Raw genomic sequence first — 13368 nt, 5'->3', positions numbered from 1 at the left:
TAATTTATACTTATTTAAAATAAAAGATTGGATAATTTAGATAAATTTTAAATTATTTAGATTTGTCTGAAGTACTAGTTGAAGCTACTTTGCTACTAGCTTTATCTACAGCTTTTTGGATATTAGCTGCGCTTGTGTAACCGCCTATTACAGTAGTGTTATCAGCATTAGCACCTTTAAGAGGAGCAACAACTAAGAAAGGAGTTCCTTGAATATCAAGATCTTTGAAGCCCATTTCTAAAGTAGATTTTACATGAGCGGCTATTTTATCATCTTTGATAGCTTTTTTAACAGCATCGATCTTAGCACCAGCTTGTACAGCTACTTTATTTACAGTTGAATCAGTAAGCTTACCTTCATCTTCACCTGTAGCAAATATACCGTTATGATACTTAACATAAGCATCAGCACCGTATAGCTTATAAATTGCAGTACCAACTTCAGCAGCATACTCTGATGCTGGAGCTCTTTGACCAAAAATTGGGAATTCGCCAAAGACAACCTGAACATTGCTATTATTTTTCATGATTTTCTCAATCTCAGGAACTACTTTTGAACAGTACATGCACTGATAATCAAAGAATTCATATATTACTACATCAGGGTTTTTAACATATGATTTAGGAGTTAAATCAGAGTTATACATGCTATCTTTGACTTTAAGGAAGCTAGTTACTCTTTGTTCACTCATTTTTTTCATCATAGTTTGACGAAGAGAGTCCATATTGTTTTTAATATCTTGTTCAGAGATTTCTGGCTTTTTAGAATTCATTGCATCTTCAAATCCAGCTATAACACGATCTTTGTATAAACCGTAATTTTTAAGATTTGGATCTTGATTTATACTTGAACCCATACCGTAACCAATAGTGTAGCTAGCATTAGCTTTAACATTATCACTATTTGTATCTGTTGTTTTTTGAGTTGTAGCTACCGTAGATGCTGAGCTAGCAGCGCTAGTAGTTGAAGTAGAATCATCACTACTACTATTAGAACAAGCAACTAAACTAGTTGTAATCGCAGCTACAGCTAGTGCTTTTAAAAGTTTTTTCTTAGTCATTTCTTACTCCTTGAATTACTTACTGAGCATTTTTTTGTGCAGCCATAGCTTGCTTTTGGAATTCTGCCATAGCTGTTTGCATTTGCTCAGGAGTTAATTTAGGTTTTTTTGAATTAATTCCGTCTTTTAAACCATCAACAACTTGTGCATCATCTGCAGAAACATTATTTTGTTGCATTTGAGCTTTTAGAGTTTTACCCATTGTGTATCCAACTGAGTAACTAGTATCAGATTTAGTATCTGTTGCTGCAAAACTAGTACCAATTAAAGCCCCAGCAACTAATGGAGCTACAAGTAGAGTTTTAGTTAATTTCATTATTCATTTTCTCCTTTGTTTTATAAAAGTATTCCTTAGCAATTCTAACAAACAATATCTAAATCACAATCATTTATGTTCTTTTTGAATTAATCTTTGCTGTTTGTCTATAGCCCAGTTAATATGTTCTAACAATAGTGGATTATTGTTAAACTCATTTTTTTTAGTTATTAAAGCCTCTATATTTACTTCACTATGTGGCGAGTTACCTATCGCTATTGCTATATTTCTCATCCAAGCATCATAGCCTATTCTGCGGATAGCAGATCCTTGGGTATATTTATCAAAATCATCTCTTGTCCATGCAAATAGCTCTAGCAAGGGTTTGTTTACTAAAAAATCTCTTTGCTGGAAATCTTTTTCAGTCGTAGTAGGTGCATCGTTATTAAACGGGCAAACTAATTGACAATCATCGCAGCCATATATTCTAGTTCCTATCTTATCTCTAAGTTCTAGTGGTATAGCATTTTTATTCTCAATCGTTAAGTATGAAATGCACTTGCGAGAGTCAATCATTTTCCCTGGTTGTATAGCTCCGGTAGGACAAAGCTTAATACATGCTTGGCATTTACCACAGGAGTCAATATGTTTTTCTAAGTTAGGAAGTTTAGATAAGTCTAAATTACTATATATAACCCCAATGAAAAAGAATGATCCTTGAGTTTTGTTCATCAACATTGAGCTTTTACCTTGCCAACCAAGTCCAGCTTTTTCAGCTAAAGGCCTTTCTAGTACTGGAGCACTATCTGTAAATACTCTAAATTGATGTCCGCCTGTTAGCTCATCGATATATTGCCCTAATTTTTGTAACTTTTTTTTCATTACTTTGTGATAGTCACGGCCATGAGCATATATTGAAATATCAGCAATATTATCTATTGTTCTTAGTTTTTTGACTTCAGACTTTATTGATATTGGTCGATTAAGATAGTTTAGTGTAGCAACAATTACGCTGTTTGTGCCAGGGACTAGCTCGTCAGGAATATATCTTTTTGAGCCATGTTTAACCATATAATCAAGGTCTGCATGATATCCTTTTTCTATCCATTGATTATAATAGGGTATATATTCAGAAAGGTCGCAGTCAGCTTTTGAAATAGATGATAGATTCAGCTCACTAATAGCATAGTCTTTAACTTTCTGCCACTGTTGTAAAGAAAGTTCAAGCTTCATAATTAGCTATCAGTGCGTTTGATATCCCAAAGTTTCTCTAATGCATATAGATTTCTTGTTTCTTCAAGCATTATATGGGCAACAATATCTCCAGTATCTACTAAAATCCAGTCAGATTTGTTATCACCTTCGATACCTAAGATAGATATTTTATTACTTTTAAGTTCTTGTTCTAGATTTTTAGAAAGAGCTTTGGCATGAGTAGTTGATGAAGCTGTACAAATTACAACCTTATCCATCATATCCGTTAGATGTTCTACATCTATAGTTTGGATGTCTAATCCTTTTAAATCATCTAGAGCTTCTGTCACAATATGTAATCTTTGGTCTGTAGTCATAAATTTAAATTAATTTAAAGTTCTATAATTTTGGTCTAAGATTATAACACAAGTTATAACTGAAGTTACGCACTAAACATAAATTTGAGCATAAAGACAAAGTATTATATGCAAGGCAGGTTTTTATTAGCATAGCAGTAGCTATGGTGATAAAGTTCTAAGGCAGTCAGATGATACTTAGCTTTGTCCTTTGGATGATATAATTTGCATTAAATAACGTCGTTACCAAGATTTGAAGCTACTAGTAGCTCTTGACCTTGTTTCCTAGTTCTTCAACGCAACTTATAACACTCAAAATATATTTAGTGCGTAACTTCAGTTATAATAAAATAATGATATCATTATCTAACTTAAGATTTTAGGAGTGTGGCTATGAAGAAGAAAAGTTTATTTTTATTTTTATTACTAGTAATTTTGACAGCTATTGGCTTATTTTTGTTTTATAGATTTGCTCAATGGTATGAACAATTACTTGGATCAATTTTTTCTTACATTGTCATGATTAGTTTAGCTTTATTTATATTTGCGCCATTTAGATTTATCAAAGATAAAAAGGCAAATATAAACATATTTAGTTATATTAAATACTTAGGTGTTACAGTATTAGTCTTGGTAAAATTTGTAGCTAATGTCTTAAAAGAGATTGTCTTAACGTTTAGCTATATAGTTGCAAGAATTTTCACTAATAAAACTTTTTCACAGCCTATAAAAAAAGAATCTTCCGAAAAAATAGATCAAGAGTTACCACAAGAATAAATGCAATATACATCTGAACAACAAAAAATTATTAATCATGATATCAAAAAGCACGCTTTAGTCTCGGCAGTTGCTGGTAGTGGTAAGACACAAACGCTTATTGCTAGAATTGAGTACTTAATATCTAAAGGAGTCGTGCCAAATAAAATATTGGTATTAATGTATAATAAGTCTGCTCAACTTGATTTTGCAAATAGACTGAAAAAAGTTTTAAAACCTGAAATTTCTAGATTTATTAACGTTCGTACAATGCATTCTTTAGGTAATAGCTTTTTACAAGCTTTTGCTAAAGCTGGCTATGTTAATATTGAAAAAATTCTTAAAGAGTATGAAGTTGATAGTATTATTCAAAAACTATTAAAGCTATACCAAAAAGAATTTAAAATAACTAAAGATATTGATAATGAAAGAGTAGAGAGTTTTAAAGAATATATTTCACTTCTTAAATCAGATCTTACTTTAAATAACCAAAGAATAAAAGATTTAAATGCGAAAGAAAAAAAACTTTTAGATAAAATTTTTGCTGAGTTTAATAAAGAATGTGAAAAACAAAAAGCAATTACATACGATGATATGATATATTTGCCAGCAAAGCTATTTGAAAAGGATAGCTCAAGTGTGGCTCGAGCAAATAACCTATATTCATATATAATTATCGATGAGTACCAAGATATAAATCAAGCACAGCAGTTTTTTCTAAAATGCTTGGTTGGCGATAATACCTATGTAATGGCTGTTGGTGATGTTGATCAGACTATCTATCAATGGCGTGGCTCAACACCTTATTATATGTTAGAGGGGTTTAAAAAAGATTTTAAAAATGTAACCCAATATCAATTATCTTACACTTTCCGCTATGGAGATTTGGTATCCCTTATGGCAAACAATATTATTACTAATAATAAGAAGCGCCATAATAATCTCTGTATAACTTATCCTAAGTTAGAAGATAAAACTACAGATATTAGTATCTTAGATAATAGTGATAAGGTTGTTTTAAAATTAAAGGGTTTAATTGATAGTGGTGTAAAAGCAGATCAGATTGCCATATTAGTGCGAAAATATAATTCAACAACAGTTTTTGAATTAAGCTGTTTATATAATGATTTAGCATATAATGTCGTAGCTGATAAGAATATTTTTAGCGAGAATCTTTTTAAAGCAATATATGGCTATTTGATGTTATTTAACAAAGGTTACGGCTTTGAAAAGCATACTATAGAACAACGTGTTGAATTTATAAAATCAATGCTAGATTATCCATCACTATACCTAAAAAAAGATACTAAGCAAAAATTAGCACAAGAAATAGCTAAAGATGTCTCACAAGCGATGACTTTAATAGCAGAACTTACAAAAACAGTAGATAAGCCTTTTAAAGAAAAAAATATATTAGCAGTTGCCAGTAGTTGGAGAACTATTTTCAACAATACTAGGATAAAGAAATCTGATCGAGCAATAAACTTTATTTTAGAAAATTTAGATTTAGAAAAACAAATCTCTAAAGTGTCAGGTGAGACTCATTCAAGTAAGTCAAAACTTCAGATTATAGATGGTATAGCTAGCTTTGCAAAGAGTAAAAAAAGTTCGCTAATTGAATTTATTGAGCTGTTACATAATCTCTATCTTAAATCTAATCAGCAAGATAGCAATGATCCAGATCAAATACAAATAATGTCAATGCATAGGGCAAAAGGTCTTGAGTGGGATTATGTAGTTGTTCATGATGTTACTGAAGGTGGTTTTTTTGGTGATAAAAACACCAAAGTCTCAGATGAGACTATTGAGGAAGAAAGAAGACTATTCTATGTTGCTATTACAAGAGTGAAAAAGCATTTATTTATAGTCTCAGCTGATGATATAAGTAGATTATCTGCATGGTATCAAATTAAAAAGAACTCCTATCCAAAGGATTTGAAGTGTAAAAATAGTCTAAGATTTCTTTATGAAGGTAATTTGGTTGAAAGTGAGAATTATTTAGAAAATTCCAGCTCTTTAGAAAATACAGATATAAAAAATAAAATTATAAGAAAATACCATCAGAAAGTATCTGATATTTAGTTATCTAGATGGTAGTAAGTTAGCTTGATAGTCATTAGTTTGATCTTCTACAGTTTTTGGTTGAGGCTTTTTGGCATTTGGATCAAAGGGCTCATCTGATATTTGTAAAGATGGACTAGAAATCATTTTGCCATCTTTTGTTTTTCCTATCCAACTACCATCTTTAGCCGTTTCAGGCTTAAAATCTTTCATAATTTCGAGATACTTTTTCCAACACTCTGCTTGGTATGTAACTTTTTGACCATTATTAATAATTTTTTTAACCCAAGTTTTACCATTATCTGTAGATATTTTGTATGTCATATAGCAATAGCTTGAAGGCTTAGGCATAGCTGCTAATTCAGCAGCCTTTTTAGCTTCTTCTTGTTTTTTTATTTCTGACTGGTGATAAAAATAATACCCCGTTGCAGCTATTAATATTACTATGATTGATATAATAGAAGTAACTAGGATTTTTTTTATTATATTTCTCTTTTTCTTCATTTTAAGATCTTAAAATAACGATATAGTCAAGATTATATATGTAATTATAGTTAAATGCGATCAGTAGAGTTTATTTTATTTAGTAAAATAGTTTATAATATTGACTGTTTTATTTATTTTAATTAAGAAATCTGTAGCAACATCTACATGAAAGGTAAATCATGATTACTACTAAAGAATTGCGTAATAAGTTTATAAATTATTTTAAGTCGAAAGACCACTCGCATCAACCAAGTTCATCACTAATACCATTTGGCGATGAAACATTACTTTTTACAAATGCTGGAATGGTTCCATTTAAAGATGTTTTCCTTGGAGCTGAGAAAAAAGATTTTTCTCGTGCTGTGACTGTACAAAAATGTTTAAGAGCTGGTGGTAAACATAATGATTTAGATAATGTTGGTTATACTGCTAGACATCATACATTTTTTGAAATGCTAGGTAACTTTAGTTTTGGCGATTATTTTAAAAAAGAAGCTATCGAGTTTGCTTGGGAGTTTTTAACTAAAGAGATTAAATTACCTACAGAAAAATTATGGGTTACTATCTATGCTACAGATGAAGAGGCTTTTGATATTTGGCATAATCATATTGGTTTACCAAAAGAGAGAATTATTCGTATAGATACTGCTGATAATTTTTGGTCAATGGGAGATACTGGTCCATGTGGCCCATGTACTGAAATTTTTTATGATCATGGTGAAGATGTGCCTGGAGGGTTACCAGGAACTCCTGAAGAAGATGGCGATAGATATATTGAGATTTGGAATATTGTATTTATGCAATACAATCGTCATGCAGATGGTAGTACTACAGATTTACCAAAGCCTTCTGTAGATACTGGTATGGGACTGGAGAGAATTGCTGCAGTTTTGCAAAATGTTCACAATAATTATGACATAGATCTTTTCCAAGCATTAATTAAAAAGGCTCAACAAATAACAAATACTCAAGATGCTAACTCAGCATCATTAAAGGTTATCGCAGATCATATTCGTTCATGTGCATTTTTAATCGCTGATGGAGTTTTACCTTCTAATGAAGGGCGTGGTTATGTTTTACGTAGAATTATTCGTCGTGCAATTCGCCATGGTAATAAGTTGGGCGCTAATGAAGTATTTTTTTATAAGCTTGTTGATGAGTTGATTAATCAAATGGGACAAGCATACCCTCAGTTAGTTGAAAAAAGAGAACTTATAGAAAAAACGTTAATAAAGGAAGAAGAACTTTTCTTAAAAACTATTGAGAATGGTATAAAAATATTTGAAGCTGAAATAGAAGATTTAAAAGATAATACAATCTCTGGAGATGTTGCTTTTAAACTGTACGATACTTATGGTTTTCCATTAGATTTGACAGCAGATATGGCAAGAGAAAAGGGCTTAAAAGTTGATGAAAGTACTTTCCAAAAGCTAATGCAGCAACAAAAACAAAGATCAAAAGATGCTGGTAAATTTAATATTGATTATAACAATACGATTAACTCTCAAGCTAAATCTGAATTTAAAGGATATTCAACTTTGATTGAAGATGCTAAAGTTCTTGAAATATATCAAGATGGCAAACTTGTAGATGATGCTGTAGAACAAACATCAGTAATCGTAGTCTTAGATAAGACTCCTTTCTATGCTGAATCTGGTGGGCAGATTGGAGATAAAGGTGTCCTTGAAGGGGTTGGCGTAGAGTTTATCGTTGAGGATGTACAAAAATCTGGCAATGCTATTTTACATATAGGTAAAATTTCCAAAGGAACTCTACGAGTAAGTGATGAAGTAACAGCAAGAGTAAATGATCAGAAAAGATTGGCTATTGCTGCAAACCATAGTGCGACACACCTACTGCATAAAGCTTTAAAGATTGTATTAGGAGATCATGCCGAGCAAAAAGGATCTTTGGTCGATGAAAGAAAACTAAGGTTTGATTTTACTCATGATAAAGCTATTTCTAGAGAGCAAATCCAAGAGATTGAAACTTTAGTAAATAGACAAATTAGAATAAATTATCCTGTAAATACTATAGAAACCTCTCAAGAAAAAGCTAAAAATATGGGCGCAGAAGCTCTTTTTGGTGAGAAATATGGAGATATAGTTAGAGTTATTGTAATGGGGGATTTCTCTATAGAGTTTTGTGGTGGTACTCATGTAAGCCGTACAGGAGATATTGGTTTATTTAAGATAGTATCAGAGGGCGGTATTGCTTCTGGGGTTAGAAGGATAGAGGCAATAACAACTCAACAGGCTATTGACTACACTTTTGAAGTAGAAAATAAAATTGCAACTATCAAAGAGTCTTTGAAGGCAAATGATAGTAATGTTTTTGATAAACTTAAAGCGTTATTAGAGCAAGTTAAAAATCAAGAAAAGCAAATAGCTAAGCTAAAGAAAGATTTATTATCAGGATCAAGTAATGATATCAAAGAACAAAGATATAGTGATATAATTGTAGTTGTCGCTAATATTGAAGGTGTAGACGTTAAGACACTACGTGAAAAAATCGATGATTATAAATCTAAAAATGATAAAGTAGTTGTAGTTTTAAGTACGGTCAACTCTGGTAAGGTACAATTTGTAATTGGCGTAAGTAAGTCTTTAACATCATCAATAAAAGCTGGCGATATTGCTAAAGAATTAAGCTCTCACATAGATGGTAAAGGTGGCGGACGTCCTGATATGGCTCAGGGCGGTGGTAATAACTCTGCAAATCTTGATGAAGCTTTAGCTGAAGTTGAGAAATTTATTTGTAAAAATATAAAAGAGTAATACTTTGAAAATAATAAATAGATATTTATCAATATTATTAGGTATATCTTTTTGTAGTCTTGGCTTTGCTAAAGGTATTGTATCTGATTATACTACTACAATTAAGCAGGCTGTAAAAAATTCACCTCAATACAAATATATTGGTTTTCAATTAGACTCACAACAAATGGATCCAGCAGTCCAACTAGGTAAATTACTGCCTAGAATTGATATCGGTGGACAAATAAGTGCTGTTAATATTTTACAAGGACAGAAAAGAGCAGATGGCGATAAAGGACAAGGACGGTTTAATACTATACAAGGTCTAGTTACTCTAACTCAGCCATTATATGATTATGGTGCGTATAAAGATTTACAATCAGCTCAAGAGACTGCCCAATTTGCACAGCAAGATTATAGAACTAATTATCAACAATTTTTGTATGATGTTAGTTATGCGTATTTTAATTTGGCTAAAGCTATAAAAAATGTTCAATATAACTCATATAACCTAAAGTCGAATAAACAAAGTTATAATGAATTACAAAATAAATATGATTCAGGTGTTGCCGATATTGCAGACTATGAAACAGCAAAAGCTAACTATTATATAGCTCAGGCAGATTATGCCGCAGCCAAAAGAGAACAAAGAGTTGCTCGCGCAGAGTTACGTAAATTTACAAATAATGATGATGACATTGTTTTATACAATAATAAGTTCGAAATAAAGAATCCATCGCCAGATACAGAAGAGGGTTGGGAAGAGCTTGTAATGAGAAGTAACCCTTCATACTTAGGCTCTAGACATACAAAAGAAAGTAAGTATTATGATTATCAATCTGCGACTGGAACATTTATGCCTAAGGTTAATTTTGAAGTTAAATACTCTCCAGGGTTTAATGCTGTAAGTTCACTAGGTAACCCAGTTTTTGATTATGCGTTACCATCTCAAGGAACTGTAAATGCTTTTTATTTTGGACTTAATTTAACTTGGAATATATTTGCCGGTGGAACCAACTATGCTCAGCTTAAAAAGGCTGCATATGATTATCAGTCATCAGAATTTGATATGATTCAAACCGGCAGGGTTGCTCAAAATGATGCCATGTATGCATTTAGATTTGTTCAGCTGAAGAAAAAACAAGTAATGAATCTACGCAAAGGTGTTGCAGCAGCTAAGATAGCTTATGAGAAATATAAGCAAAGATATGAGCAAGGTACAACAACAATTACCCAGTATTTCATACTATTAAATGATTACTATAGAAGGCTGATTGAATTAAATAATGCCGAGTTTGATTACGTGATGGGCTTTTTAAGCCTTTATAAGACAGCAGGTATATTAACAGCAAGTACAGTACAAGAATTTAATAGCTGGTTAATCTTAAATCAAGATGTGGAGTTATAAAAAATGCATATATCAACGAAATTAATGTGTTTTACACAAGATAAGAATATAGACTCTTTACCTATATATATAATTAAAAAAGAGAGTTTTTCTAACTGGTTAAAAAATCAAGATAGTTTTTTGCAAAATTTTGTAAAACAATTTGATAGTAATAAAACAGTTTTAATAATTCCAAACTTAGATGGTAATATTGATAAAGTTATTTGTTTAGCTTCAAAATCTATGTTTAGTATTGCTGATTTACCTGGGCAGTTATCATCAGGTCATTATCATATAGAATATTCAGATACTGAAGATTTAAGCCTTTATTATATTGCATTTGCATTAGCAAGTTATAAGTTTGAAAGGTATAAATCAAAAACATGTGAGACAGAAGTAAAGCTATTTTTACCTCAAAAATATCAACATATTTTGATAAGTATAGAGGCGAATTATTTAGTTAGAGATATGATAACAACTCCAGCTGAAGATATGGGACCAGCTGATATATCAAATATTATAAAACAACTATCTTCTAAGTTTGATGCTAAATTTGAAGAAGTTGTTGGTGAAGATCTTGCTAATCAAGGTTATATGGGAGTATACACTGTTGGTAAAGGTAGTCACCGACCTCCACGTTTAGTTAGGCTAAATTGGGGGAATGAGAAACATCCTAAAATATCAATCGTTGGTAAAGGAGTAGCTTTTGATACAGGCGGTGTAGATGTTAAGCCAGCTGCTGGAATGCTACTGATGCATAAAGATATGGGAGGCGCAGCAAATGCTATAGGTCTTGCATATATGATTATGAAATATAACCTACCTGTGAATTTAAGTCTAGTGATCCCAACAGTTGAAAATGCTATTGATGCAAAATCGTATAGACCTAGTGACATAATTAAAATGAAAAATGGTACTACGGTTCAGGTAACTAATACAGATGCTGAAGGTAGGCTTATACTGGCAGAACCATTATATGAAGAGGCTCAAAAAAAACCAGAATATTTAATAGATTTCTCAACATTAACTGGTGCTGCTAGAGTTGCTTTAGGACCTGAGATTTCAGCGTTTTTTTGTAATGATGATGATATTGCCAATGAGGTTTATAAATATGGTGAATCTATGCAAGATCAAGTATGGAGACTTCCATTGGCTGATTGCTATAGAAAGAGTTTAAAAACTGAGTTTGCAGATATTTCTCATTGTGACTTATCACCTTTTGCAGGAGCAGTAAAAGCAGCTCTTTTTATGGAACATTTTGTAGGTGAAAAGGATGCTCCAACTTGGATACATTTTGATATGATAGCATGGAATGTTTCTAGTACTCCAGGAAAACCTAAGGGTGGTGAAATGATGGCTGTTAGAGCTATGTTTGAATTACTTAAAAATAAATATGAGAATATCGTTTAGCTAGAGTCTTCAAATTCATATACTTCTTAATATTTCTTTTTTAAAATAGCTATTATTTATTTACTTAGATATATTTCAAACGGTATACTTTAATAATTATAATTTTAAATTAAATTTTATTAGAATATGCAACAGTCAGTATTAGAGCAGCTAAAAAAAGTTACTATGGTAGTAGCTGATACAGGTGATTTTGAATTAATAAAAAAATATAAGCCAGTTGATGCAACCACAAACCCTAGTCTAATTTTAAAAGCTGTAAAAGATAAAAAGTATTCTGATTTAGTTAAACAAACTATTGAAGATGTAAAATCGAATAATTCAAAACTAAATAGTAATGAATTAATTAAAGAAATATTAATAGAGATTTTGGTTACTTTTGGTATTAAGATTCTTGGTGTTATTGATGGTAAGGTATCAAGTGAAGTTGATGCAAGAGTTTCTTTTAATGCTGCAGAGACTATTGATTATGCTAGAAAAATTATAGCTAGATATCAAGATAAGGGTATTAGTAAAGATCGTGTATTGATAAAAATAGCAGCTACTTGGGAAGGTATAAAGGCTGCTAAAATCTTACAAAAAGAAGGCATAAATTGTAATTTGACGTTAATTTTTGATAAAGCTCAAGCTCAAGCATGTGCAGAGGCTGGAGTTTATCTAATATCTCCATTTGTTGGGAGAATAACAGATTGGCAAATAAAAGAGAATAATATAGAAGGTTTCCCTGATATTGAAAATGATGATGGTGTTAATTCTGTTAAGTCTATTTATCATTTTTATAAAACACATGGGTTTAAAACAATCGTAATGGGTGCCAGTTTTAGAAATGTTGATCAAGTTATAGCTTTGGCTGGCTGTGATGCTTTAACCATTTCTCCAGCTTTACTTGAAGATTTAGAACAAAGAAAAGATAATCTTGAAGCTAAGCTATCTGATTGTATGGATGTTTCAACTCAAGATCCAGAACTTACAGAATCAAAATTCCGTTGGTTACTTAATGAAAATGCTATGGCAACTCATAAGTTAGCAGAAGGAATTAGACAGTTTGCAAAAGATACTGTTGAATTAGAAAATATTATTAAAGAAAACTTATAATAAGGATATTTATAGTGAGAAAGATTTTATTATCATCAATATTAACATCAGTTTTTATTGCTCCAGCATTTTGTGCATTTCCAGTAAATGACTCTAATAATGATGGTGAACTTGATGGTGCCGAATTAGCGCAAACGTCTCAACAAAGAACTGTCCATAATATTGGTTCAAGTGTAGACTCTCATACTAAAACAAAAGTTAAAAAAGGTGATGAGGATCTACACACTAATGTAATGGGTATGCATAGAAAGCATCAAAAAAATAATACTAAATCATACGATGCTCCTTCTGGAAAAATTACTCATCATGAAGCTGATTATAAGAAAGCTAAAAAAGATAACTCTGAAGATGATAATCCAAATTTGGCTAATCTGACAACACCAGAAGTAAATGTTAGAAATAATCTAGCTGTGAGTGATCAAGATGTAGCATTAAGTAGACAAATGATGCTAAATGGGCCTCAAGGTGGTATACAAAATAATCAGCCTCCAGGAATTGGTGGAACTAGCGCTAACTTTTAATTTTTAAAGCCAAAAACATTCTTTGCATAGTTT

At 31.4% G+C, this 13368-nt stretch carries 12 protein-coding genes; 7 read left to right on the top strand and 5 right to left on the bottom strand.

Translation table 11 applies throughout. The features are described 5' to 3' along the window. Nucleotides 1–52: 52 nt before the first annotated feature. From F7310_RS06015 to rsfS, 4 genes are all read right to left on the bottom strand, one after another. Nucleotides 53–1060: a thioredoxin domain-containing protein gene (locus tag F7310_RS06015; protein ID WP_072712510.1), complete on the bottom strand. Its 1008-nt coding sequence runs from the start codon at nt 1058–1060 to the stop codon at nt 53–55. A 19-nt stretch (nt 1061–1079) separates the two neighbouring features. Continuing rightward, nucleotides 1080–1376, bottom strand: coding sequence for an FKBP-type peptidyl-prolyl cis-trans isomerase N-terminal domain-containing protein (locus tag F7310_RS06010; RefSeq protein WP_072712508.1), 297 nt, complete (start codon nt 1374–1376; stop codon nt 1080–1082). A gap of 69 nt (nt 1377–1445) precedes the next feature. Further along, on the bottom strand, nt 1446–2549 hold the full coding sequence (queG, locus tag F7310_RS06005; RefSeq protein WP_072712506.1) for a tRNA epoxyqueuosine(34) reductase QueG: 1104 nt from the start codon (nt 2547–2549) through the stop codon (nt 1446–1448). 2 nt (nt 2550–2551) lie between these two features. After that, nucleotides 2552–2887 carry a ribosome silencing factor gene (gene rsfS / locus F7310_RS06000; RefSeq protein WP_072712504.1) on the bottom strand — a complete coding sequence of 112 codons (336 nt, stop codon included), beginning with the start codon at nt 2885–2887 and terminating at the stop codon, nt 2552–2554. A gap of 372 nt (nt 2888–3259) precedes the next feature. On the opposite strand from rsfS, the gene F7310_RS05995 reads away from it, so the two are divergent. Both F7310_RS05995 and F7310_RS05990 read left to right on the top strand, forming a co-directional pair. Further along, nucleotides 3260–3643, top strand: a complete 384-nt coding sequence (locus F7310_RS05995; RefSeq protein ID WP_072712502.1) for a hypothetical protein — start codon at nt 3260–3262, stop codon at nt 3641–3643. Further along, nucleotides 3644–5704 carry an ATP-dependent helicase gene (locus F7310_RS05990; protein ID WP_072712500.1) on the top strand — a complete coding sequence of 687 codons (2061 nt, stop codon included), beginning with the start codon at nt 3644–3646 and terminating at the stop codon, nt 5702–5704. On the opposite strand, the gene F7310_RS05985 is transcribed toward F7310_RS05990, so the two are convergent. Then, a complete protein-coding gene (locus F7310_RS05985) occupies nt 5705–6187 on the bottom strand; it encodes a hypothetical protein (RefSeq protein WP_084645199.1) in 483 nt (160 codons plus the stop codon). Between the two features lie 161 nt (nt 6188–6348). Here F7310_RS05985 and alaS point away from each other — a divergent pair, with 161 nt between their 5' ends. From alaS to F7310_RS05960, 5 genes are all read left to right on the top strand, one after another. Continuing rightward, the gene (alaS, locus tag F7310_RS05980; protein ID WP_072712498.1) at nt 6349–8946 is read left to right on the top strand and encodes an alanine--tRNA ligase; all 2598 of its coding nucleotides are present in this window, start codon (nt 6349–6351) and stop codon (nt 8944–8946) included. A gap of 4 nt (nt 8947–8950) precedes the next feature. After that, nucleotides 8951–10333 (top strand): TolC family protein, encoded by a 1383-nt coding sequence (locus tag F7310_RS05975; RefSeq protein WP_072712497.1) that lies wholly within the window; start codon nt 8951–8953, stop codon nt 10331–10333. 3 nt (nt 10334–10336) lie between these two features. After that, nucleotides 10337–11722 (top strand): M17 family metallopeptidase, encoded by a 1386-nt coding sequence (locus tag F7310_RS05970; protein WP_072712495.1) that lies wholly within the window; start codon nt 10337–10339, stop codon nt 11720–11722. Between the two features lie 126 nt (nt 11723–11848). Then, complete coding sequence (tal, locus tag F7310_RS05965; protein ID WP_072712494.1) at nt 11849–12814, top strand: transaldolase; 966 nt, start codon at nt 11849–11851, stop codon at nt 12812–12814. Nucleotides 12815–12828: 14 nt separating this feature from the next. Then, nucleotides 12829–13335 carry a hypothetical protein gene (locus F7310_RS05960; RefSeq protein WP_072712492.1) on the top strand — a complete coding sequence of 169 codons (507 nt, stop codon included), beginning with the start codon at nt 12829–12831 and terminating at the stop codon, nt 13333–13335. Nucleotides 13336–13368 lie beyond the last annotated feature (33 nt).

Source organism: Francisella uliginis (assembly GCF_001895265.1).
GTDB lineage: Bacteria > Pseudomonadota > Gammaproteobacteria > Francisellales > Francisellaceae > Francisella > Francisella uliginis.
Note: the sequence above shows the minus strand (reverse complement) of the source record. Positions and strands in the feature narration are given on the sequence as shown.

What these genes read in the sequence shown, in the direction of transcription:
- tal (WP_072712494.1), top strand. Translation starts at nt 11,849, where the DNA reads ATGCAACAGTCAGTATTAGAGCAGCTAAAAAAAGTTACTATGGTAGTA.
- F7310_RS05995 (WP_072712502.1), top strand. Translation starts at nt 3,260, where the DNA reads ATGAAGAAGAAAAGTTTATTTTTATTTTTATTACTAGTAATTTTGACA.
- alaS (WP_072712498.1), top strand. Translation starts at nt 6,349, where the DNA reads ATGATTACTACTAAAGAATTGCGTAATAAGTTTATAAATTATTTTAAG.
- F7310_RS05990 (WP_072712500.1), top strand. Translation starts at nt 3,644, where the DNA reads ATGCAATATACATCTGAACAACAAAAAATTATTAATCATGATATCAAA.
- F7310_RS06010 (WP_072712508.1), bottom strand. Translation starts at nt 1,376, where the DNA reads ATGAAATTAACTAAAACTCTACTTGTAGCTCCATTAGTTGCTGGGGCT.
- queG (WP_072712506.1), bottom strand. Translation starts at nt 2,549, where the DNA reads ATGAAGCTTGAACTTTCTTTACAACAGTGGCAGAAAGTTAAAGACTAT.
- F7310_RS05970 (WP_072712495.1), top strand. Translation starts at nt 10,337, where the DNA reads ATGCATATATCAACGAAATTAATGTGTTTTACACAAGATAAGAATATA.
- F7310_RS05985 (WP_084645199.1), bottom strand. Translation starts at nt 6,187, where the DNA reads ATGAAGAAAAAGAGAAATATAATAAAAAAAATCCTAGTTACTTCTATT.
- rsfS (WP_072712504.1), bottom strand. Translation starts at nt 2,887, where the DNA reads ATGACTACAGACCAAAGATTACATATTGTGACAGAAGCTCTAGATGAT.
- F7310_RS06015 (WP_072712510.1), bottom strand. Translation starts at nt 1,060, where the DNA reads ATGACTAAGAAAAAACTTTTAAAAGCACTAGCTGTAGCTGCGATTACA.